This window comes from Shewanella oneidensis MR-1 (genome assembly GCF_000146165.2).
GTDB lineage: Bacteria > Pseudomonadota > Gammaproteobacteria > Enterobacterales > Shewanellaceae > Shewanella > Shewanella oneidensis.
Window position 1 is genome coordinate 977,227 of the sequence record NC_004347.2, and the last position, 23,013, is coordinate 1,000,239.

The following is a 23,013-nucleotide window of genomic DNA, read 5'->3' on the forward strand; positions in this document are numbered from 1 at the left end:
TGATCACTAATCCCGCTTATAGTCAGGTTCATTTACGGCATCCAAGGATACTCTATGAGTTTCATTGGTATGCAACGGCATCTCCTGCGTGTTTTTCGGGCGCCACCACCAATGGTAGAGGCGGCTACCAAGGCGTTTAGCATCATCGAGTATGATATACAGCAGCGGCACTAGGATTAAGGTGACGACTGTTGAGAATAGGATACCGAAGGCAAGCGATGTCGCCATGGGGATCACCACTTGCGCTTGCAGGCTGCGCTCAAGGATGATCGGTGCGAGGCCTACAAAGGTTGTGAGTGAGGTTAAGATAATCGCCCTAAAACGATAACAACCCGAATCTACCGCTGCTTGTCTTATTGATTGGCCTTGCTCCCGCGCTCGGTTAACAAAGTCGACCAAAATCAAGGAGTCATTTACGACGACCCCAGCTAGCGCCACAATCCCACAAAGGCTAAGCACGCTAATCGATAGGCCTTGGATTAGGTGGCCAAAAATGGCGCCAATAATACCAAAGGGAATTACTGACATAATAATTAACGGCTGGCTATAGGATTTGAGCGGCACGGCCATCAAGGCATAAATAGTAAACAGGGCAAAGAAAAAGCCTTGAATTAACCCAACCAAGGCATTCTGCTCATCTAAACTGCCGCCATCGAGGGCTGTTTGAATGCTAGGGTACTTGGCTTGTAATTGGGGTAAGTAAGTCTCTTGGATTTCATTGACCACTTTAGAGGGTTCAACGATATTTTTGTTCGCGTTAGCAGTGATGCTAATTGCCCGTTTACCATCTACACGGGTGATTGAGGCAAAGGACTCGCCCTTTTCAATCTCTGCGACGGTAGAGAAGGGTACTGCAGTGCCTTGAGGCGTGCGGATCAACATGTTTTCAAGGTGACCAAGGGTTCGGCGTTGTTCTAATGGGTAACGCACCATCACTTTGACTTCTTCTTTACTGCGCAAAATTCGTTGAGCTTCATAACCATAGAAGCCATAACGTACTTGGCGGGCAAGATCAGAAAGGGTTAACCCTAACGCTTCGGCTTCGGGGCGAATTTTCAGGCGGATTTCACTGCTACCCGATGAATAATTATCGGCAATGTCGTATATTCCTTCATAGGATGCCAGTTTTTGTTTGATCTCCTTCGAAGCCGCCGCTAATTCATCCAACGAGTTAGATGATAATCTAAAGGATATATCGCCGCCGCTACCCATGTTTCGACCACCGTTAAGATCGAGTTTTTTTACCGATAGGAGTTCGGGCAGTTGCGCGCGCCAAGCTGCAGAAATAGTATCGGCATCTATATCCCTCGCTTCACCTTTGACAAGCTCTGCAAAAATAAAGGCCGAGGTGCGAGAGTCCATATTAATAAAACTATGTTTCACCACCTCATAGCCATATTTTTGGGCAATATCGGCGTTCATTTTATATAAGGCATCTTCAATATCCTGAATCACCTTGAGAGTGTTTTGCTCAGAGCTGCCTTCATCCATTTCCAATTGTACTTGGATAAAATCCGAGGCGAGATTGGGAAAGAATACCCAACGTACTTTTCCGCTGAGCACTAAGGCTATAGAGAGGATTAATACACCGATAAAAATCGCCAGTACGTTATAGCGTTGACGAATACAGCGTTCGAGGAAGTTACGGTAACTGTGGTGAATAAAGTGCTGTACGCGATTGTTAAATTTTTCTCTAAAGCGTCCAAAGAAACCGGTCGACTCCCCCGGTTTTTTAAACTTCATATGGGCCAAGTGCGCCGGTAGGATAAATTTAGATTCCACCAGTGAAAATGCCAGACACAAGATGACAATCATGCCGATGGATTTCCAAATAACCCCCATAGGTCCAGATACCAACAACATAGGTATAAAGGCGGCGATAGTGGTTAACACTCCGAAGGTCGCTGGCATTGCCACCTTTTGTGCTCCGTGGATCACATTATCAATCGAGTGCCCATGACGCTCAACTTCATCGTAGGCACTCTCGCCAATCACTATGGCATCGTCGACCACAATCCCGAGTACCAGAATAAACGCAAATAAGGTCATCATGTTGATGGTCATCGAAAAAGGTTCGAGAGGCATCAGCAACATAGTGCCAAGGAAGCACACGGGTATCCCCATCATTACCCAAAAGGCAAGCCTTAAGTCCAGAAATAAGGCGAGGATAATAAACACCAGCAGGGCGCCATAAAACATGTTGGATAACATCATATTGAGGCGATCTTTGAGGTAGTGAGTCATATCCCCCCAAGTGTCTAGCTTAGCATTGGCTGGTAATGTCGCGCGGCGATCCTCTACATATTGTTTAACCTGCGCAGCAATTTCTAAGGCGTTTTGATCGTTGACGCTGGTGACTTCAATAATGGCAGCGGGTTTTCCATTAAAGCGGGTGTACTCTAAGCGTTCTTCAAAATCGTCCTTAATGGTGGCAACTTGCGGCAACATCACGCGGCTACCGTCGGCACGGGTAGTGACGACGATATTGGCAAAATCATCGCCCGTATAGGCTTGACCTTTAGTGCGCAGCAGAATGTCACCATCCTCAGCGCGAATTGAACCGCCGGGTAAATCGATGGAGGAGTTTTGTACCGCTGTTGCGACTTGCGAGAAGGTTAAGCCGTATTCACGCAGTTTATCTTCTGAGACTTCGATGCCGATTTCATAATCGCGCACCCCCGTGACTTTCGCACGGGTAACGGCGGGGAGCTGGGTCAAATCATCACGTACTGATTTAGCCAATTCCTTCATATCGTGCAGTGACATTTCACCGTAGATAGAGACCCACAGCACAAAATTTTCGGGCTCAACCTTAAAAATTTCCGGCTTTTCAATATTTACAGGGAAGGTAGAGATTGCATCTAAGCGTAGTTTAGCTTCATCTAACAGGTTCTGAACATCGTAACCATCTTCTACCTCTATGCTGATTGTGCCTATTCCCTCACGGGCGACCGAAGTCACTTTTTTAATCCCATTAATATCTTGGATGGCTTCTTCAATCTTGATGTTGATGCCTTCTTCGATTTCCTGAGGGGCAGCCCCAGGATAAGCCACGGAGATATTAAGTAGATTGAGTTCAAATGGTGGATATACTTCTTTATTAATTAATACTGCGCTAAAGAGCCCGCCGATTAACACTATCCACATTAACAAGTTGGCCGCTACGCTATTGTGGGCAAACCAAGCTATGATCCCTTTTTGCGTATCCATTATTTCACTCCAGTAGCCGCTAGACTCGACTCAGGAGCAGGCGTTTGCGCAGGTTTTGTCTCTTCGCCTATCACTTTGACTAATTGGCCATTGGCCATGTTATTAAAGTGAGTAATAGCAACCCGTTCACCGGTTTTTAAGCTGTCCTTGATAAACACGTTTTGAAGGTCGCTACGGACCACATTCACATGGCGCATCTCGACAATATTATTGTCGTTAATTAAGGCAACATGCTCATTACGCACCACATGGCGAGGCAGTTTCACGATACCATCCACAGTGCGGCCTTTGATCACCGCATTGACAAAGCTACCGTATTTTAAGGGTAAACTGCCTTGGGTTTTGTGCTCACGTAGGTAAGGATCTTTAATCTCGGCGACGAGGTAAACCATGCGGTTATCGGCATCAATAACTCCTTCACTGCGAATGATATTGCCTATCCAAGTATTCTCCTTACCTGCCAGAGAGGCGCTTAAGGTGACTTGGGTGTCAGGATTATCGACCGATTCTAAATAGGCCAAATCATCATTGGATATAGGCAAACGGATTTCCGCAATACTGGTGTCATACAGTTCACCTAGATTAGTACCTAAGGTAACGTATTGACCTAAATCGACATTTCTTGCTTTTATAATGCCGTCGAAAGGGGCGCGAATAATGGTGCGTTCTAAATTGCGTTGGGCACGTGCTAGGGCCGCCTGCGCATATTTCACATTGGCTTGTTCTTTTTTCAACTGTGGAATACGTAAACCGAGTTCAGGCGGTAACCCTTTGTCGTAGCCTTTAAACTCAATTTTGGCGACTTCGCCACGGGCGATTTCCTCATTAAGAGCTGCGGTGGCCTGAGCCAAGGTCGCCTCGGCTTGCATTAAGTCGGCTTCGTAATCAGATGGTTCGATTTGGGCGAGCTGGTCGCCTTTCTTCACTATGCCACCGGCAACAAACTGCGGCGATATCGTCAGCATTCGTCCTTGTACTTCGGTCACCAATTGCGTCTTATATTTCGGGGTGACAACGCCATAGGAGGGTAAGTTAAGTGATACTGTTTGTTGCTCAACCGATGTGATATCCACAATCGGTATCGGCATATCTTCGGGTTTCTGCTCCGGTGTCTCCTTGGTTTTCATCAGCAAACCAGCGCCAACAACAAAGAGCAGTAAGATAAAAAAAGGAGATAATCTCCTCAGTGAGGTTTTGAACATATGATGGTTACATCCGTGCTAAATCGCTTAATGCGCCTAAAATACCAGAGTCATGTTGCGCAATAAATTTATTTTTGTAAATAAAATGTATCTAAAAAATAATGCTAGCGAGTTTGTGCAGAACGGCATTGATTGTTTTAGCCAACAGGTGACACTGTTATGGGGGAGAGCGTTTCAGAGCGCCAAGGGGTTCATCCGGTGAACAAACGGGTATAAAAAAGCCGCTTGATGCGGCTTTTAGGAGGAAATAAGTGTCAACTTATTCAGGACTAGGGCGTGTTGACGTTTCGAGATTAGATTTTGTTCGTTCTGGCAAGTTCGTGCTCGCGAAACGAGGAATGATGTATCGTTATTCTACTCAAATGACGAGCTGCTCTTATGACAGAAAGTAAGAGCAAGGGCTTGCCAGACGAACCCTTCGGGCAGCATTTGGCTGGCTTTTCTGCCGCGTTATCGTCCGTTTATGTAGAAGAACTACACTGCACGGACTTTGCCTTGCATAAAAGCCAGCCAAATTGCTGCAAAAATAACCCTGAAACGTCAACACGCCCTAGACACTTATGACTGTTTTTTGCGGGCGATTTTGCTGGCCTTTTTCGCAGCCTCTTTTTTGCTGGTTTTTTTCGCCGCTTCTTTGGCCTTTACTTTCGCCTTTTTCTTCGTCGGTACTCGCGCCTCTTTATGTTTAGGGCGAAGCTCTTCAATGATGCGGCGCTTAAGCGGTTGCTCAATATAGCGCTCAATCTTACCAACGATGCGCATATCATGGGCTTCAGCCAGTGAAATCGCAGTGCCCTTTGCTCCTGCGCGGCCAGTACGACCAATGCGGTGGATATAGGTATCGGCAGAACGTGGCATATCGAAGTTAATCACATGGCTGATATCATCGATATCGATACCACGGGCTGCAACATCAGTCGCCAACAGTACATTCACTTCTCCCTTAGTGAAACGGCTCAGAGCTTGGAAACGTTTCTTCTGTTCCATATCCCCGCGCATAAAGGCGCACGGGATACCAGCTTGAAGTAACTGGCCTTCGAGGCTAGAGACTACATCGCGGGTTTTGACGAACACGATGGCGCGTTTCACATCTTCTTGCTTTAACAGATGGCACAGCAGCGCAAACTTATGGTCTTTGTCATCGGCGAGGTGGATCCATTGGTGGATCTTTGCCTTCTCTTTGCGTGGTGCGTCAACGTCGATTTCAATCGGATCGTTAAGGACTTCACGGGCAAAGCGGATAACACCACTGCCTTCAAGGGTGGCAGAAAACAGCATGTTCTGCTTGCGGCCTTGGGCTTCGAGCGCAATGGCTTTAACTACCGCCGAGAATCCCATATCCAGCATACGGTCAGCTTCGTCGATGATCAGAATGTCAACGGATTCAGCACTGAATTTGCCTTTATCTAAATATTCCATCAGGCGACCGGGTGTCGCGACCAGAATATCGATATTGCCCTTTAGCGCTTCCTCTTGAGGTGCATAGGGCACGCCGCCAGTAATAATGGCGATATTCAGCCCTTGGTCAGTGGCTAAATGGCAGGCATAGCGGTGAATTTGGCTCGCCAACTCACGGGTTGGGGTGAGAATTAACACGCGTGCTTGACCCGAGTAACGACGGGGAAAGTCGATTAAATGTTGTAGCGCGGGTAATAAGAAACTGGCGGTTTTACCTGTACCCGTCGGGGCGCGCGCTAAAATGTCCCTTTGCTCTAAGGCGTGAGGCAGCGTTTCTTGTTGGATTGTGGTGGGCGAAAGGTGCCCCATGGCTTTAAGTGACTCTAATAAGCTAGGGTCAAGCTGGAAATCTTCAAATTGCATGCGCAGCGTCTCGACGAATATATAGCCCGGCATTATAAAGCTTATACCTGTTAACTTAAATAACTTAATCCCAAAGCATCCCCTTTTCCGCTGTCATGTTTGGGGAGAATGTCGTTTTTAGAAGTGAACTACAGGAAGCATTCGCAGAATTTATGGTTTGAATCTTAAGTGATGCAAACAAAGAGACCATTTATTTTTTATTAAATTTATATATATCAATGAATTGGTTTTATTGCCAATATTTGGTCGTCATAACACCGATTGTTTAAGGCGGCCTTTTATAATTTAAGGTAAAAATCTCTTGTAAGCTCAATCATGTGTTTCGTGTAAAGCCCATCAATGCCTCGGATGGTGAGTTCACTTTGTCGATAATCACTTTGTCGATTTTTACTCAATAGAAGTAGTACTCTGTTTGCGGCTTTATTCTCCACGCTTTTAACCAGAACTTCTTCTGTGAGATGGAGCTTGGACGAAGTTAGGCAGGCCTTAAAGCGCGGCATGCTTTGGCTGGGGAGGATTAGACTGGCATAGCCTTGAGGCGTAAGGCATTGAATTATGGCGTCCAGCAATGGCGCAAATCCTAATGTGTTGGTATGACGTGCCATGGCTCTGTGACTGTCGTTCGCTTGGGGGCCGTGCTCGAAGTAAGGTGGATTACAGATGATATGGTCAAAAAAGCCGTGATACTGAGTTTGCTGGCAAAAATCTTGAATATCACAGTGGATAACACTCAGCCTGTCCGCCCAAGGACTTTGCACCATATTGTATAGGCAAGCGGCGGCGGCTTTTTCCTCAAGCTCCACTGCGGTGATCCGCCCAAGGCTTCGCTGCGCCGCCATTAAACTCAATAACCCACTTCCTGCGCCAATATCTAAAATTTGCTGAGCCTGTGACAGTGGGGACCACGCGCCTAAAATCACGCCGTCGGTACTGACGGGCATGCCGCAGTTTAGGTCATCGATGTGGAATTGTTTAAAGGTAAATGCCATGGGGACCAGATTATCAAGTGAATATTATATTAGGCTAATGTATTGAGCGATTTTAGCTCTCGTTATTTTAAAGGGCATACCGTGCTTTAGCTAAGATTTTTATGAACAAGAGTAAAAAGTCTATTCTTCCATTTAGATCTATTTTTTGTATTTTTTATGCTGTTTTGAGTCTAAGTTCACTTAATCAACGGTTTAATTTATTACCTCGGTAACGCATTGTTAGCAGTTAATTAGCATTGCAAGGCTTTTTTCTATAAAACCAATTTTGCTAGTTGCGTTGGTTTTTTAATTCTGATATTAGTTTCGCCCCCATTTTTAATCGATTTTATGATTAACGGATAGGTAAACGGGTTTTTAGGTGAATAAATTGGCATTGAGGCCAATTTTTAGTTCATTTTTGTTCATAAACTCAGCAAATATCGCGCATATTTACCACGGAATTGTGTAAACATAGGTTTGCACTCCGGATGGGCTTTGTTTTAGCTATGGCTAATCGACACATAATCACTTAAGTTTGTTAAAAACAATAAGACAAGATGGGGCTTTCCGTGCAAGACAATCAAATGAGTTTTGGGGATACATTAGGCTTAGGTTTTATGACCTTCGCGTTTTTTTTAGGAGCGGGCAACTTAATTTTCCCTCCCTTTGCGGGCATGTTGGCTGGGGAGAATATGCTCCTTGCCATGTTAGGTTTTCTTATTACTGCCGTAGGGTTACCTTTAGTTGGGCTCATTGCTGTTGCTAAGGCTCAAGGTAAGGTTATGGCAATGTTGCCAGTGTTTGCGGCAACGGCATTAGCGATTGCGATTTATATTATTATTGGGCCTGCATTTGCGGCGCCACGTACAGGCTTAGTGGCCTATGAAATCGGTGCTAAGCCCTTTATCGATAACACGACGGCCACCATCATGCTTGGCAGTTTATCGCTGAATCTCTCGCAACTGATTTATACCTTGGGCTTTTTTATTGTGACTATGCTGCTGGCGTTGTTTCCTGGCAAATTACTTGATAGTGTAGGTAAGGTATTAACGCCTATCCTATTGTTATTGTTAGTTGGTTTAGCATTATCAGTGTTGTTTTTACCTGCCTCTGAAGTCGGTGTTGCAGTAGGTGACTATAAGAACCATCCTCTGACGAAAGGTATCTTAGAAGGCTACAATACTATGGATACCCTAGCGTCTTTGATGTTTGGCATGTTGATTATCGATCTGCTGCGTAAAAAGGGTATCGAACAACCAAGTGCGCAAACCAAATACCTTATTCGCGCCGCCTTTATTGCTGCAGCAGGTCTTGCCTTTGTTTATGTGTCATTGTTCTTTTTAGGTGCTACGGCGGGTGATATTGCCGCTGGTGCGAAAAACGGTGGTGAGATTTTAACTAACTATGTGACCCGTGAGTTTGGCAGTTTAGGTACAGTGTTGTTATCGGCCGTGGTGACTCTTGCTTGTTTAACAACCGCTGTGGGGCTAGTGAGCGCGTGTTCTGAGTTTTTTAATGAGTTAATGCCGAAGCTGTCTTACCGTTTTTTAGTGGTTGCATTAAGTGCTATCTGTGCCTTGATTGCTAACGTTGGGCTTTCACAACTGATTAATATCAGTATTCCGGTGTTAATGGCCGTTTATCCTGTGGCTATTGCGCTGGTGGCGGTGACCTTCTTAACTGAATATTTCCCTCGCCCGCAATTTGCTCACCGTGCTGCACTTTCTGTTGCGCTGCTGTTTGGTATTTTTGATGGGATGAAAGTCGCAGCCAAAAGCCTTACGGGAGAAGACGGTAGAGGTATAACCGAATTTGCACAAAGCTTTATCGATTTTGTGAATGGCATGTCGCCTACTTTGTCTATTTTACCTCTGTATGAAGAGGGCATGGCGTGGTTATTGCCAACCTTAGTGGTGATTGTGCTGTGTTTAATTATTCGTGGTAGTGGTGCAAAAACGGTCAGCGCGGCATAAGCTAAGACGCTGTCAGTGGCGGATAAATTAGTTTAATATCAACGGCGTATCTAATATACGCCGTTTTTTATGGAGTTTTCGTGGCTAAAACCTACCAGTGCGATCCACTGATTGATGCATTTCTTGATGATCTTTGGTCTAGTAAAGGCTTAAGTGATAACACCTTGAGTGCCTATCGCACCGATTTACGTCATTTTGATCGCTATCTGCAAAGCCAAGGATTGCGTTTGCGTGATGTGGGTCAAGCTGACGTTCGCGCTTATTTAGCTTATCGAGTTGAACAACAATTTGCCCGCACCAGTAGCGCCCGTTTGCTGAGTAGTTTGCGGCGTTTTTACAACTATTTACTGCAGACCAAGCAGATTTCGGGTGACCCCATGGCACAGATTGAATCGCCTAAGCTGAGTCGGCATTTACCTGATTCTTTAAGCGAGTCACAGGTCGATAGGCTACTTGCTGAGCCCAATGTAGACGACCCTGTTGAGTGCCGTGATAAAGCCATGCTTGAGTTGTTATATGCCACTGGACTGCGGGTGAGCGAGCTGGTGGGACTCACGATGGAGCAGATGAGCCTGCGCCAAGGTTTAGTGCGGATTATTGGCAAGGGCGGTAAAGAACGTCTCGTGCCTATGGGGGAGATGGCCATAACTGAGGTGGAACATTATTTAACATCCGCGCGGCATGAGCTCTTAGGTCATATTCAATCCGATGTGGTGTTTCCCTCGAAGCGCTCGCAAATGATGACGCGGCAAACTTTCTGGCATCGCATTAAACTCTATGCCAGTCGAGCTGGGATTGAAACCGAATTGTCGCCCCATACTCTGCGCCATGCTTTTGCCACCCATTTACTTAACCATGGGGCCGATTTGCGAGTGGTACAATTGTTGTTAGGGCACAGTGACTTATCGACAACTCAAATCTATACCCATGTGGCAAGAGCAAGATTGCAGGAGTTACATCAGCAGCATCATCCACGGGGATAGACTTTATGGATCACAAAACGGTGAATGGTTGAATTTAGTTACAGTATAAATTTGCATTCTATTTGGCTTGTCTGTAACTTTTTGCCCCCATACAGGGTCTATTAACCTGACCCATATTTCGCTGTAGCGATTTACTTAATAGGAAGTCCCATGAAGTTGACCCGAGCATTATCTTTAGTCTTCGCGCTTGTTGTTGCGCCTCTGGCCAGCGCCGCAACGGCGACCACTCCCGACACGGCTGCGATTAAGCAAAAACTCAGCGAGATGTTAGATGTTGAAGTGATTTCGATGCAGGATTCGCCCATCGAAGGTTTATATCAAGCCATGACTAATCGCGGTGTGCTCTATATCAGCCGTGATGGTTCAAAAATGTTCCATGGAAATTTATATGATTTAGATAAAGGCATGAAAAACCTGACAGAAGCTGCGCTTGCTGGCCCGCGTCTGGCGATGATGAAGCCGCTTGAAGATCATATGTTGGTGTATAAAGCCAAGGATGAAAAACATGTTGTGACGGTATTTACCGATGTGAGCTGTGGATATTGCCGCAAGTTACATAGTCAAATGGCCGACTACAACAAGTTAGGTATTACCGTGCGTTACTTAGCCTTCCCACGTGCTGGGGTGCCATCTGCCAATGCCGATGAAATGCAGGCCATTTGGTGTGCTAAGGATCCATTAAAAGCGATGACAGAAGCTAAAGCTGGTAAAAAAGTCTCCGCTGCTTCCTGTGATGCTAAAATCGCCGAGCAATATCAATTAGGTAATAGCTTTGGTGTTAACGGCACCCCAGCCATAGTACTAGAAGATGGCAATATGATCCCAGGATATCAACCACCTGAAGATTTGCTGCGTACCTTAGAAGCGCGCCAATAATCGCAATTCGGGTAAATTTATCCCATTAAAGGTGAGCCTAAAGCTCACCTTTTTGTTATCTTAGCCCCATGATTGTTTAAGAGTTTGTTCCCTTGATCCATAAGATAATCCGTCGTCCAACCGTTGATGATAGCCATTTACCCACGCACCTTCCGCCACTGTTAAGACAGCTCTATGCTCGCCGAGGCGTGCTGCCGAGTGAGTGCGAACTGGTGCTTAAGGGCTTGTTAAGGCCCGATACCATGAAGGGATTGGATCTCGCTGCCAAGCTGATTGCCGATGCGATGCAGCTTGATAAGTCGATACTGATCGTGGGAGATTTTGATGCCGATGGCGCCACTTCGACCAGTGTGTGTATCCTCGCGCTACGGATGATGGGCGCAAGCAAGGTCGATTATCTGATCCCCAACCGTTTTGACTATGGTTACGGTTTAAGCCCTGAAATTGTCGCCGTGGCAGCATCTAAACAGGCGCAATTGCTGATCACCGTCGATAATGGCATTTCTTCTATCGAGGGCGTTGCTGCTGCTAAAGCCTTTGGTATGCAAGTGGTGATCACCGACCATCATTTACCTGGCCATGAATTACCCAAGGCCGATGCCATAGTGAATCCCAACCAGCCCGGGTGCCAGTTTGCCAGTAAATCCATCGCTGGTGTGGGGGTGGCTTTTTATCTGATGACGGCGCTTAGGGCAGAGCTGCGCGCTCGTAACTGGTATCAAGCCCGTGGCATTGCTGAGCCTAATCTCGGCACTTTGCTGGATATTGTCGCCCTTGGCACTGTGGCCGACGTAGTATCGCTTGATACCAATAATCGCATTTTGGTTGAGGCGGGATTACAGCGGGTGCGTAGCGGTCGTTGCCGTGTGGGCATTACCGCCTTACTGGAAGTCGCGAAACGCAATCCAGCTCGGATTGTCGCCTCTGACTTTGGTTTTGCCGTGGGGCCAAGACTCAATGCCGCAGGCAGGCTCGATGAAATGGCGCTAGGGGTTGAAACCTTGCTGTGCGAAGACATGATGTATGCAAGGCGGATGGCGGCAGAACTCGATAGCCTCAACCAAGAGCGACGTGAGCTTGAGGTTGGGATGCAGCAAGAGGCACTTAAAAGTCTTGAATATCTAAAGCTTAATGAAGAACAGCTTCCTTGGGGGATTGCACTCTTTCAAGAGGATTGGCATCAGGGCGTTATTGGTATTCTTGCCTCGCGGATTAAAGATAAATATCACAGACCTGTAATCGCCTTTGCCGACGCGGGTAATGGCGAAATTAAAGGCTCGGCGCGCTCCATCAAAGGCTTGCATATGCGCGATCTGCTTGAGTTGGTTAACTCTCGCCATCCTGGGCTTATCAGCAAATTTGGCGGTCACGCAATGGCGGCGGGCTTGACCTTAAAGTCAGGTGGCTTTGCAACCTTTGCCAAAGCCTATGATGATGCGGTGCGTGAACAATTAAAGCCTGAGCAGCTTACGGGGGAACTATGGTCCGATGGCGAGTTAACCCCAACCGAGTTAACGCTTGAAATTGCCCAGTTGCTTCGCAATGCGGGGCCTTGGGGCCAGTCCTTCGAAGAGCCGTTATTTGATGGTTATTTTAAGATCATCCAGCAGCGGATTGTGGGGGATCGCCACCTTAAATTAGTGCTTGAAACCCAATGTGGCACTGTGATGTTAGATGCGATTGCCTTTAATGTGGCTTTACACACTTGGCCCGATGCGACTATTCAGCATGCGCGCATCGTCTATAAGCTGGATGTGAACGAATATCGCGGTAATTTCACCTTGCAGTTGATGGTCGAGCAAATCGAGCCGATGTGATCCGCGCTGATAGCGGGCAAATAAAGGTGAAAAGGAATTCAAATTGAAGCCAAGATCAGACAAAAAGATTCGCCAGTTACTTAAGCGTTTTGCTTGGGTATATGCGGTATGCCTTTGTATTCCCTGGATTTCGGCGGTGTTGACTACAAAGGCACAGGGGCAAACGTTGATTATCGGCATTTGGCCTGCTGCCTCATTATTTTATTTTCTTGCTTATCGCCATTTGGCTAACACCTTTCGATTTGAAATCAATCGCCATCTTGCTTTTAGTTATCATGGTGGCGGCTCCTTTGCTGGAGCCATGTATTCATTAGCAAAAGTGGTGTTACTGGGCATGACATTGATGATATTTCTCAGTGCAAAACATACCTAGGTTAAGTGGCATTTATCGATATATTGGAGCGACAAATGGAATATCGAATCAGCAGTGAACAAACGGAAATGGATTTTGATGTTATCCATGGTTTTATTGCCAACAGCTATTGGGCGCAGGGCATGCCAGCTGTGCTGCTGCAAAAGGCACTAGGCAACAGTTTATGTTTTGGGGTGTTTGATAAAGATAATCAACAGATTGCTTTTGCCCGCCTGATCACCGATAAAGCGACCTTTGCCTACCTTGCCGATGTATTTGTCCTCGAATCTCACCGCGGCTTAGGTTTAAGTAAGATGATGATGGCAGCAATTATGGAACATCCTGATCTGCAAGGATTAAGACGCATAATGCTCGCCACCCGCGATGCCCACGGACTCTATGCGCAATTTGGTTTCAAAGCGGTCGATGCACCAGAAACCCTAATGCAAATTCGGTTTGAGAATGCTTACCTGTAGAACAGGATTGTTGGCGCTATCCTCGTTGAAATAGTTATGGTTAAGATAAGGAAATCCAGATGACGCAACTACACTATGTCTATTTTGCCAGTTTTATGGTTTCTTCCGCTTTTTTGAATGGGTTACTCGAGGGACAAGTGCCTTGGGTGAGAGTGCTTTGCTTAATCTTGTTGTTTTCAACCTTCGTATTTGCCAGTTTATACCATAGTTTAAAGCGGTCGATAAAATCAAAAGACTCGAAATAAATGCTATTAAAAACAAAAAGCCAGCTTGCGCTGGCTTCTTATCTTATGCGGTTAATGATTAACGATTAAGCCGCTTTAGTGTCTGTGGTTTTGGTTTCGGTACTATCATCGCTATGGCGAATTAAGTAATCAAATGCACCCAGTGAGGCATTGGCACCACTACCCATAGCAATGATGATTTGCTTGTAAGGTGAGTTGGTCACGTCACCAGCGGCAAATACGCCAGGTACTGAGGTTTGGCCGCGCTCATCGACAATGATTTCGCCGCGAGGAGTCAAATCCACTGTGCCTTTTAACCATTCGGCATTGGGCACTAAACCGATCTGTACGAAGATCCCTGCCAGCGCGATATGATGACTTTCACCTGTTGCGCGGTCGGTGTAGTTTAGGCCGTTAACACGGGTACCATCACCAGTCACTTCAGTGGTCATCGCTTGGGTAATGATTTTGATGTTACCCATAGAGGCCGCTTTACGTTGCAGTACATCGTCAGCGCGCAGTTTGCTATCAAACTCGAGTACGGTCACATGCTCAACGATATTGGCTAAGTCGATGGCTGCTTCGATACCTGAGTTACCGCCACCGATAACCGCTACACGTTTGCCTTTAAATAATGGGCCGTCACAATGTGGGCAATAGGCAACGCCTTTACCACGGTATTCTTTCTCGCCGGGGACGTTCATTTCGCGCCAGCGAGCACCGGTTGCGAGTAATACAGTACGGCTACGCAGTTTGGCGCCGCTTGCTAATTCGAGTTCGAATAAGCCATCGCTCGCCAGTTTGACTGCCTTTTGGTTATCCATGATGTCGACTTCATAGTCACGCACATGGGCTTCAAGGTTTGCCACCAGTTTTGGACCTTCAGTCGCTTTTACCGAAATAAAGTTTTCGATACCAACGGTTTCAGCCACTTGACCACCGAATTTGTCGGCAACAATACCGGTACGCAGGCCTTTACGGGCAGCGTAAATTGCTGCCGCAGCGCCAGCAGGGCCGCCGCCAACGACTAAGACTTCATATGGGGCTTTTTGGCTAAGCTCTTCGGCTTTACGGCTGGCAGCGCCAGTATCGAGTTTATTTAAGATCTCACCGATGCTGATGCGACCTGCGGCAAACACCTCGCCGTTTAAGTACACAGAAGGTACGGCCATGATGTTGCGGCTGGCGACTTCATCTTGGAACAGGGCGCCGTCGATCATCACGTTGGTGATGTTCGGATTAATGGCAGCCATCATATTGAGTGCTTGAACTACATCAGGGCAGTTTTGGCAGGTGAGTGACACATAGGTTTCAAACTCATATTTGCCGGGCAGATTACGGATCTGCTCGATGATGTCATCGCTGAGTTTGATCGGGTGTCCACCGCTGTGCAGCAAGGCTAACACCAGTGAGGTAAATTCGTGACCCATAGGCAGACCAGCAAAGCTAATCTGAGTATTGAGTGCAGGGTTAACCACTGTCATCGCTGGCGTGCGTTGGCCTTGAGCTTCTTTCAGGCTCACGAACGTTGAAAGGCTAACGATGTCATTGACTAAGCTTTTTAATTCTTGAGACTTCTTGCTTTCATCTGCTGACACGACAAGTTCAACTGGTCTCTTGAGGTTTTGCAGATAGGTTTGCAGTTGATTTTTTAAATTCGCATCTAACATGATGACTCCAAATCAGCGTAAAAATTGAAAAATATTGAAAAACGCGAGGGTGCCAATCTAGAACCTTGCAGGGGGTGGTCCTCTCTTCCTATTTGGCACCGCAGTGGCGTTGGCTGCATTTACTCACCCCAATCACTTAGCTACTAAGCTCATGGGGATTCGTGCAATTGCCATCTTACTGCTGTACCAACTAGCTTGAGATGCTAGATTGGCGGGGTTGACCTTTAGGCGAGATTAGATTTTGCCAACAAGGTCTAAAGACGGTGCTAAAGTTTCATCACCTGGTTGCCATTTAGCAGGGCAAACTTCACCATCGTGAGTCGCAACGTATTGAGCAGCTTGGATCTTACGAACCAGTTCTTGAGCGCTACGGCCGATACCTAGGTCATGGATTTCAGCCACTTTGATTTGACCTTCTGGGTTAATCACGAAAGTACCACGCAGTGCTAAACCTTCTTCTTCGATCATCACACCGAAGTTACGGCTGATAGTGCCTGTTGGGTCAGCCAGCATTGGGAAGTTGATCTTCTTGATGGTGTCAGAAGTATCGTGCCATGCTTTGTGCGTGAAATGTGTGTCAGTTGATACTGAGTAAACTTCAACACCCATGCCTTGTAGTTTGGCGTAGTGATCCGCCATGTCGCCTAATTCAGTTGGGCAAACGAAGGTGAAGTCTGCTGGATAGAAGAATACAACTGACCATTTACCTAACAGATCTTGTTCTGTTACAGGAACGAACTCACCATTGTGGTAAGCGGTGGCTTTGAATGGCTTGATTGTGCTGTTGATAATTGATTGAGTCATTTTATGCTTCCATTTAGTTGATTATGGTGAATTTAGTGACGGGCATTAGCTTGTTACCCCGTCGATGAGAAGTATATTACTGACCTTGCGATGATAAATATAACGCATAAAAACTATTGTTCTAATCGGTTTTGTCGAATTAAGTTGATTTGAGTGGAGGGTTAATCGGTTTTTTCGCACAGGTGGGTAATTAGTGGCTAATTGATTATTTATCAAGGTGATGTCGGATAAATAAAAGGCAAGAAAAAAGGGATATCCATGATATCCCTTCAAACGTAAAAACGGTTACAACAAGCTATTGAGCTTCTAGGTTCTAGGTTCTAGGTTCTAGGTTCTAGGTTCTAGTTTTGCGCTTTGGGCTGGGTTAGCCAAGTGCTAAGTAAACGCACGCCATAACCTGTTGCACCTGCTGGGACTACTGCGGTATCAGTTGCGGTGAGGGCATGACCAGCAATATCAAGATGCGCCCAAGGCTGATCGCCCGCAAAGCGTTTAAGGAACATAGCTGCCGCAGATGCTCCCGCGCTGCCTTCCTTACCGGTATTCTTCAAATCAGCGATGGTGGATTTGAGTTCATCGTCGTAGGCCTGATCTAACGGCAAGCGCCAAACTTTTTCACCCACCTGCTGGCCTGCAAAGGTGAGCTGCTGCACTAGCGGCTCTGAATCGGTAAATAATCCCGCATAAACCGTGCCTAGCGCACTGACTTTTGAGCCTGTAAGGGTGGCAACATCGATGATTACCGATGGCCGGTAGTTTTCACGGGCATACCATAGGCCATCGGCTAACACTAAACGGCCTTCGGCATCGGTGTTGAGTACTTCAACAGTCAGTCCCTGCGCCGTGGTGATCACATCGCCAGGGATCATCGCATGGCCCGACACCATATTTTCAGCCATAGGCATAATGGCGACCAGGTTTACTGGTGCCTTTTGAATCGCCATGGCTTTTACGGTGCCAAGCACAGTTGCTGCGCCCGCCATATCGGACTTCATCCGCGCGATGGAGGTGCCCGTCGCTTTTATGTTGTAACCGCCAGAGTCGAAGGTTATACCTTTGCCGACGAGGGCGATTGGCGCCTCTTTACTGCCGGGCCAGTGGGCGACAACCAGCTTAGGTGGGCGCTCGCTGCCTTTACCTACTGCGGCTAAGGCGCCAAGGTTTAGGCGTTCAATATCTTTCGCTTCCAGTACGGTGACTTTAACGCCCAAGGATTTGAGCTTACGAGCCTCATTAGCAAAGCTTTCGGGATACATGTTTCCCGCAGGTGCATTGGTCAGATCCCGCGCCAAAAACACACCTGCTTCAACGGCTTGCAGATTCTTATGGTGTTTTTGGTTGAGGCTTAAATCATCAACGCCGATTTGATAGTTTTTTTCAACGCGATTGCTCGCTTTAAATTGGGTGTAGCGATAGCTGCGCAGCTCGATGCCGTGGGCCAGTTCTGAGCCAAACAGAGGCGCGTTATTGAGGCCTTGGGTCAGCACTCGTACCGTGGCTTGCGGCACGGTTTCAAGTTTGGCGGCAATGTTGCCACCTAAGGCGTTGATTTCACCTGGCGTTAAGGTTTTGGCATCGCCAATCCCAACGAGTAACACACGCTTGGCATCGATTTCGCTCGGTACTAAAATCTCTAATACTTCGCCGCGTTTACCCGAAAAACTATTGTCGGCCACGGCAAGATTGAGTTGATCTTGGGTCGACTGGGGCAAAAAATCGAGACTATAGGTTGTTGAATCAGCACTGTGGAACAGTACTAAGGTATCGGAATTAAGTGAATTACGAGTGTCAAAACTAAAGATTTCGGCGTTAGCATTGAGAGAGTTAAGGCACGCCAGAGCCATAACGCTTAACAAAAATTTATTCTTATTTTTCATGGTGACAACTCATATCTGTGGAGAGTGAGAAGCATAGCAAAGCTGAGTCTTAGGGTTAACTAATTTACGCTATTTGACTGAGATTAATCTTAATTCCAAGGGCCAAAACGTGTTAGTGAGCGTTCTAGGGAAAAATCCAATTGCTGTGATAGGGCTTGGGCTTGGTTTTTAAGCGCAGAAGCGCCGAGGGATTGCGGGATTTGGCTGGCAAAAATCACCCAGTTTCCACCACTTGTTAGGCAAGCGTTTACATGGGCAAAATGCTGTTGCAGATCAGCCAGTAACTCACGATTTTGGCTATGCTCCTTCCAGCAGTTGAGTACTAAATAGCCATTGGGTTTAATCCGTTGAGTACATTGCTCAAGGAAGGTGGCAGAGAGTTGCCCTGTGTTAACGCCCTTGGCGCTGTAGATATCAGCAAAAATCACATCCACTTTTTTATGCTCGGCCGATGCCATAAAGACGAGTGCATCATCGTTGATCACATTCAGTTTTTTACCTATTGGTAGTTGGAAGTAATGCTTGGCCAGCTCGATAACTGTGGGGCGAAGTTCTACGGCGGTCAGCTTGATAGCTGCGTCAAATCGGCGCAGTACATGGATAAGCGCACCGCCACCCAGACCCAACACTATCGCACTTTTGGGTTTACAGAATAACAAGACGAGCATCATGCCCTGTACATAGGTATGCTGTGGAATATGGGGAGCTGTTTTTAGGATTTTACTTTGTTCATCGTTGTCACCGAAGGAGAGCACGCGCGAATCACCATAGTCGAGCACGCGGATCGGCCCGAATGTATCGTGAGTTTCGTGTAACAAAATTGCGTCGGCCATGGTCATTATTACTCTATTTGCGTTGAGCTGATTTGCGTGCTGGTGTAAACAAGATAGAATTCAGCTGGTTTCGTTTTTTAAGTGGTTATTATGACAAATCAAATCCTACTTGCCTGTATTTATCTTGCGGTATTTATCTTTTTGCAGCGCGCCTTAACCCATTGGGTGAAAAAACTCGCATTGATGAAGCAGGTCAGTGCTGCTCGCACTAGCCTTGTGACGCGGTTTATTTCCTATGTGATGTTTTTTATCACCTTGTCTCTAATGGCGGTTTCCCTTGGATTGGGCTATCAGGATGTGTCGCTGTTTGTTTCCTCAGCATTTGCGGTGATGGGGGTCGCCTTAGTTGCCCAGTGGTCTATCTTGAGTAACTTGACTGCAGGCGTACTGATCTTTTTTGTATTTCCATACCGTATTGGTGAGCGCATTCGGGTTGTGGATAAGGATGAAGATATCTGCGGCGTGATCATTGAAATCGCGCTATTTCATGTGCTTATCCATCGCGATAATGGTGATACTATTACCTATCCCAACAACCTAATGTTGCAAAAGGCGGTATTAAAACTGGCGGATCAGGCGCCTTTAGCCGAGCGTCAGGCGCTGCAGGATGGCAAAAAGAAGTTTGATCTGGAGTAATCCCCTTTCTACGTGCGCCGCAGCTGTACATGTATTAGCAAACTGTTGTCGGCGCACTCGTAAGCTCTTAGTTTTATTATCTTGGCGTGAGTTTTCGCTGCTTAACATATCTTTTATAACAAAATTAGTGGTGTTGATTACATTTCCCTCCATTTGTTTACCTTAGATTGTGCCCAATAGCACGGTTTAGTGCTCACGAATCCGTAGAATCCGCGCCTTTGTTTTTATCTAATGGATCGAATCTAATGAAGTCTAAACTTTTAGCTGTGACGATTGGTACACTGCTTGCGACCCAGCTAACAGGCTGTATGGGACAAATGGGCTTAAGCCAATTGGTGACTAAGGGAAATTTGAGTGCGGTGGATAATCGTTATGGTCGTGCAGGCTTGTTTATGCTGTTAAGCCCAGTGTATGGCATCGCGGCGACAGGCGATCTATTCATCTTTAATACCATTGAGTTTTGGACTGGCAAGAATCCGATTACCGATAAAGCTCCCGCGGTGGTTGATATGCCAGTAGAGGCCATTTTTAAGATCAATCCCCATGTGAGTGATGATCTTAAATCTGCCCCAGTCAAACTGACACAAGCACAAATTGCCTACCCAGATGAACAAACGGTTACTATGACCTTGGCTTACGAGGATGGCAGCACTCAGTTATTATCGGGCCATAAAGTGGGCAATGATGTGGACTTTTTCCTCGATGATGCTTTTATCACTCGTGTCAGCAACCAAGAACTGATTGCTTATAGTCAAAGCCGTTTAAGATAGTTTTAAATCAACTGCTTAAGTTGCTTGAATATGATGTGTGTATTACCGCTGTATAATGCTATGGCAGCTTAAGCTTAAGCTTAAGATTGAGATTGGCGCGAAAGAAATGAAGGGCTAAAACATTTTAGACCTTCATTTCTTATGTCATCTTTGGGGACAATATTATTGACAATGACATTTAGAGGAGGGGAATAAGCTAGAATATTTAAGTTGTTATCGCTCAATAATCTGAGTGACATCTTCTTGTTTTATCATCACTTCTCGTCCATCTTCATCATAATAAAGATACATTCCCGTTGTTTTATCCAGTTTAGGCTTGCTATCGGAGGTAATCATTTTGCCATCCTTAGTACTCATAATGTACTGTGAGCTGCAAGCGACGAGTCCCAGTAAACAAGCTAGAAGTAATATGGTTTTGTTCATCTTTTCTTCCCTAGTCTTCATCCTCACCGCGAGAATGCCTAACTAAGCCTAGTTGAAGCCTAATCTTTTCGACAGGGCCGCCAGATTTTTTCTATCGCTGAAGATTAAAGTTGCGATGATCAGAACCTTATGTTTTCAACAGGTCTTGGTATAGATGATGTTAACTACCTGAGTACTCTGCTAAAAAATGCGACGGCTTGCTGATACATTTGCAGTGCCAGTGCGGGATCGTAACGCTCGCCTTCATCACGCATAAAGGCATGTTGAGCATTGACCTCAAGCCAACTGAAATAGCGGTTTTTAGCCATCAGTTGTTGGTGGATCAGTACCCGACCTTCAGGTGATACATGGGGATCTTGCTTGCCAAACACTAATACTAATTCCCCTTGAATGGTAATCCTCCCATTTTTAACCGAAGTTAAAAGTAGAGTTCATGCAACCATCAATGGCGGCTTTCCGCCATTGGCTTTGTGCGGCCGTTCATGATTGTAAAACCATAACCATTTTGTGGCATAGTCCTGAACTTCTTCAAGCGTATCAAATAAATGTTTGCTTACCCAGCTGTACCTGATGGTCTTATTGTGTCGTTCTATGTACGCATTTTGCTGTGGCTTGCCAGGTTGAATGTAATCAATCCTGATCTCATGCTTTTTCGCCCATTCCGTAAATTCGTGGCTAATAAATTCAGGTCCATTGTCACAACGGATCGCGATTGGTTTTGTTCGCCCTTCAAGTAGCTGATTTAGGGTCCGGATCACCCGCATTGTTGGCAATGAAAAACCTGCTTCAATCGCGAGCCCTTCACGTTTAAAGTCATCAATCACGTTGAACAGTCGATAGCTTCGTCCATCTGATAACTGGTCATGCATAAAATCTATCGACCAAACCTGATTGGCTTTAGTTGGCTCTTTCAGCGGCTCTGGTGCATTTCGTTTTAACCTTCTGCGCGGTTTTATCCGCAGATTTAACGCTAATTCGCAGTAAATTCGGTATACACGCTTGTGGTTCCAAGCAAAGCCTTTTACGTTGCGTAAGTAATTAAAACACTGACCAAAGCCCCAATCCGATTCTTTTTCAGTTAATTCAACAAGAAATTCTGCAATCTCTGCATTTTCGTCATCATTAACGCGCCGGTAGCGATAACAGGTTTCGCTGATACAAAATGCTGCACAGGCCAAACGGATACTGATTTTTCGATTTGCAACTGCATGCTGAGCCATCGCTTTACGTTGCGACAGCTTTACCACTTTTTTGCCATGGCTTCCTGAATGACATCGGCCTTTAGCCGCTCTTCGGCATACATCTTTTTCAGTCGAGCATTTTCAGCTTCAAGCTCTTTTAGACGAGCCATCAATGACGCATCCATGCCGCCAAATTTGGCTCGCCATTTGTAAAAAGTCGCTGAGCTCATGCCATGTTCGCGGCACAATTCTGGGACTGGAGTTCCGGCTTCAGCTTGTTTAAGGATTGCCATGATTTGGCTATCGGTGAATTTTGATGTTTTCATAGTGAATCTCCTGCGTTTATGTTACGAGAAAATTCTACTTTTGACGTCAGTTAATTTGAGGGGGGATTACCGAATATCGCCTGTGCGACTGAGTGAGTCATTACCATAGGTACAGGGTAAGGTATTGGAATGTATGTCGGTCGGATAGAGGCAAAACGCCCCCAAAATCTTGGGATTGAGTGCCGCGCGGTAGGCTAAATGGCCGCCAATACAGACGCCCATGCTGCCAACGTGACCCGTACAATAGCTTTGCTGACGGGCAAAATCGATCAGGGCTTGGGTGTCGCTATCATGCTGCTCTAAGGGTTTGGCGAATTTATCAGCATTGCCTTTGTCTTTACCCACATCATCGTAGGCGAGCACTGTGCCGATAGGATTAAGCTCGTGAAACACCTCTGGTACTAACACCACAAAACCATGGCCAGCGAGTATCGTTGCGGTACGGGCAATGGGCGCCGTTTGCTGAAATATCTCGGAATAAAAAATGATACATGGGAATTGCCCACTGGCATCTGGGCGATAGAGATAAGTACGCATTAGCCCTGAGGGCGTGTTGATATCCTGAGTTTGCTGAGTCACTAACATATTTAG

19 protein-coding genes and 2 pseudogenes are annotated in these 23,013 nt (G+C 46.2%); 9 read left to right on the forward strand and 12 right to left on the reverse strand.

The window, feature by feature from the left end; genetic code table 11:
• Window positions 1-6: 6 nt before the first annotated feature.
• Both SO_RS04440 and SO_RS04445 read right to left on the reverse strand, forming a co-directional pair.
• Window positions 7-3,210 (reverse strand): efflux RND transporter permease subunit, encoded by a 3,204-nt coding sequence (locus SO_RS04440; RefSeq protein WP_011071225.1) that lies wholly within the window; start codon window positions 3,208-3,210, stop codon window positions 7-9.
• Window positions 3,210-4,412 (reverse strand): efflux RND transporter periplasmic adaptor subunit, encoded by a 1,203-nt coding sequence (locus tag SO_RS04445; protein WP_011071226.1) that lies wholly within the window; start codon window positions 4,410-4,412, stop codon window positions 3,210-3,212. The genes SO_RS04440 and SO_RS04445 overlap by 1 nt, the downstream gene beginning before the upstream one ends.
• A 378-nt stretch (window positions 4,413-4,790) precedes the next feature.
• Between SO_RS04445 and SO_RS04450 the strand changes: the two genes are divergently transcribed.
• A complete protein-coding gene (locus tag SO_RS04450) occupies window positions 4,791-4,976 on the forward strand; it encodes a hypothetical protein (protein ID WP_164925628.1) in 186 nt (61 codons plus the stop codon).
• On the opposite strand, the gene srmB is transcribed toward SO_RS04450, so the two are convergent.
• Both srmB and SO_RS04460 read right to left on the reverse strand, forming a co-directional pair.
• Window positions 4,971-6,233 (reverse strand): ATP-dependent RNA helicase SrmB, encoded by a 1,263-nt coding sequence (gene srmB / locus SO_RS04455; protein WP_011071227.1) that lies wholly within the window; start codon window positions 6,231-6,233, stop codon window positions 4,971-4,973. The two genes, SO_RS04450 and srmB, sit on opposite strands and share 6 nt — an antisense overlap.
• A 278-nt stretch (window positions 6,234-6,511) precedes the next feature.
• Complete coding sequence (locus SO_RS04460) at window positions 6,512-7,222, reverse strand: tRNA1(Val) (adenine(37)-N6)-methyltransferase (protein WP_011071228.1); 711 nt, start codon at window positions 7,220-7,222, stop codon at window positions 6,512-6,514.
• Window positions 7,223-7,758: 536 nt separating this feature from the next.
• On the opposite strand from SO_RS04460, the gene brnQ reads away from it, so the two are divergent.
• From brnQ to SO_RS04490, 6 genes are all read left to right on the forward strand, one after another.
• Complete coding sequence (gene brnQ, locus SO_RS04465) at window positions 7,759-9,174, forward strand: branched-chain amino acid transport system II carrier protein (protein ID WP_164925629.1); 1,416 nt, start codon at window positions 7,759-7,761, stop codon at window positions 9,172-9,174.
• An 80-nt stretch (window positions 9,175-9,254) separates the two neighbouring features.
• Complete coding sequence (gene xerD, locus SO_RS04470) at window positions 9,255-10,157, forward strand: site-specific tyrosine recombinase XerD (RefSeq protein WP_011071230.1); 903 nt, start codon at window positions 9,255-9,257, stop codon at window positions 10,155-10,157.
• 150 nt (window positions 10,158-10,307) lie between these two features.
• Window positions 10,308-11,033, forward strand: coding sequence for a bifunctional protein-disulfide isomerase/oxidoreductase DsbC (gene dsbC, locus SO_RS04475; protein ID WP_011071231.1), 726 nt, complete (start codon window positions 10,308-10,310; stop codon window positions 11,031-11,033).
• A 92-nt stretch (window positions 11,034-11,125) separates the two neighbouring features.
• Window positions 11,126-12,850 carry a single-stranded-DNA-specific exonuclease RecJ gene (gene recJ, locus SO_RS04480; RefSeq protein WP_011071232.1) on the forward strand — a complete coding sequence of 575 codons (1,725 nt, stop codon included), beginning with the start codon at window positions 11,126-11,128 and terminating at the stop codon, window positions 12,848-12,850.
• 43 nt (window positions 12,851-12,893) lie between these two features.
• Complete coding sequence (locus tag SO_RS04485; RefSeq protein ID WP_011071233.1) at window positions 12,894-13,223, forward strand: hypothetical protein; 330 nt, start codon at window positions 12,894-12,896, stop codon at window positions 13,221-13,223.
• Between the two features lie 35 nt (window positions 13,224-13,258).
• Window positions 13,259-13,678: a GNAT family N-acetyltransferase gene (locus tag SO_RS04490; protein WP_011071234.1), complete on the forward strand. Its 420-nt coding sequence runs from the start codon at window positions 13,259-13,261 to the stop codon at window positions 13,676-13,678.
• A 310-nt stretch (window positions 13,679-13,988) separates the two neighbouring features.
• Here the strand turns inward: SO_RS04490 and ahpF are convergent, their stop codons facing one another.
• The 4 genes from ahpF to SO_RS04510 form a co-directional block, all read right to left on the reverse strand.
• Window positions 13,989-15,572, reverse strand: a complete 1,584-nt coding sequence (gene ahpF / locus SO_RS04495) for an alkyl hydroperoxide reductase subunit F (RefSeq protein WP_011071236.1) — start codon at window positions 15,570-15,572, stop codon at window positions 13,989-13,991.
• A gap of 234 nt (window positions 15,573-15,806) precedes the next feature.
• Entirely contained in the window at window positions 15,807-16,376 is a 570-nt protein-coding gene (ahpC, locus tag SO_RS04500; RefSeq protein ID WP_011071237.1) for an alkyl hydroperoxide reductase subunit C, read from the reverse strand.
• Between the two features lie 341 nt (window positions 16,377-16,717).
• Window positions 16,718-18,253, reverse strand: coding sequence for a leucyl aminopeptidase (locus SO_RS04505; RefSeq protein ID WP_011071238.1), 1,536 nt, complete (start codon window positions 18,251-18,253; stop codon window positions 16,718-16,720).
• A gap of 89 nt (window positions 18,254-18,342) precedes the next feature.
• Window positions 18,343-19,086 (reverse strand): spermidine synthase, encoded by a 744-nt coding sequence (locus SO_RS04510; protein WP_011071239.1) that lies wholly within the window; start codon window positions 19,084-19,086, stop codon window positions 18,343-18,345.
• A 90-nt stretch (window positions 19,087-19,176) separates the two neighbouring features.
• Here SO_RS04510 and SO_RS04515 point away from each other — a divergent pair, with 90 nt between their 5' ends.
• On the forward strand, window positions 19,177-19,722 hold the full coding sequence (locus SO_RS04515; RefSeq protein WP_011071240.1) for a mechanosensitive ion channel family protein: 546 nt from the start codon (window positions 19,177-19,179) through the stop codon (window positions 19,720-19,722).
• 245 nt (window positions 19,723-19,967) lie between these two features.
• Window positions 19,968-20,492, forward strand: a complete 525-nt coding sequence (locus SO_RS04520) for a DUF3332 domain-containing protein (protein WP_011071241.1) — start codon at window positions 19,968-19,970, stop codon at window positions 20,490-20,492.
• Between the two features lie 213 nt (window positions 20,493-20,705).
• On the opposite strand, the gene SO_RS04525 is transcribed toward SO_RS04520, so the two are convergent.
• The 4 genes and pseudogenes from SO_RS04525 to SO_RS04540 form a co-directional block, all read right to left on the reverse strand.
• Window positions 20,706-20,936 carry a YgdI/YgdR family lipoprotein gene (locus SO_RS04525; protein WP_330113672.1) on the reverse strand — a complete coding sequence of 77 codons (231 nt, stop codon included), beginning with the start codon at window positions 20,934-20,936 and terminating at the stop codon, window positions 20,706-20,708.
• Between the two features lie 143 nt (window positions 20,937-21,079).
• Window positions 21,080-21,307: pseudogene (locus SO_RS04530) on the reverse strand (dienelactone hydrolase family protein); the annotation flags it as partial.
• A 39-nt stretch (window positions 21,308-21,346) separates the two neighbouring features.
• Window positions 21,347-22,422, reverse strand: a protein-coding gene (locus tag SO_RS04535; RefSeq protein WP_164925630.1) for an IS3-like element ISSod2 family transposase whose coding sequence is annotated in 2 segments (ribosomal slippage) — window positions 21,347-22,170 and window positions 22,170-22,422 — 1,077 coding nt in all. Because the reading frame shifts where the segments join, the coding sequence is not laid out codon by codon here.
• 69 nt (window positions 22,423-22,491) lie between these two features.
• Window positions 22,492-23,007: pseudogene (locus SO_RS04540) on the reverse strand (dienelactone hydrolase family protein); the annotation flags it as partial.
• Window positions 23,008-23,013 lie beyond the last annotated feature (6 nt).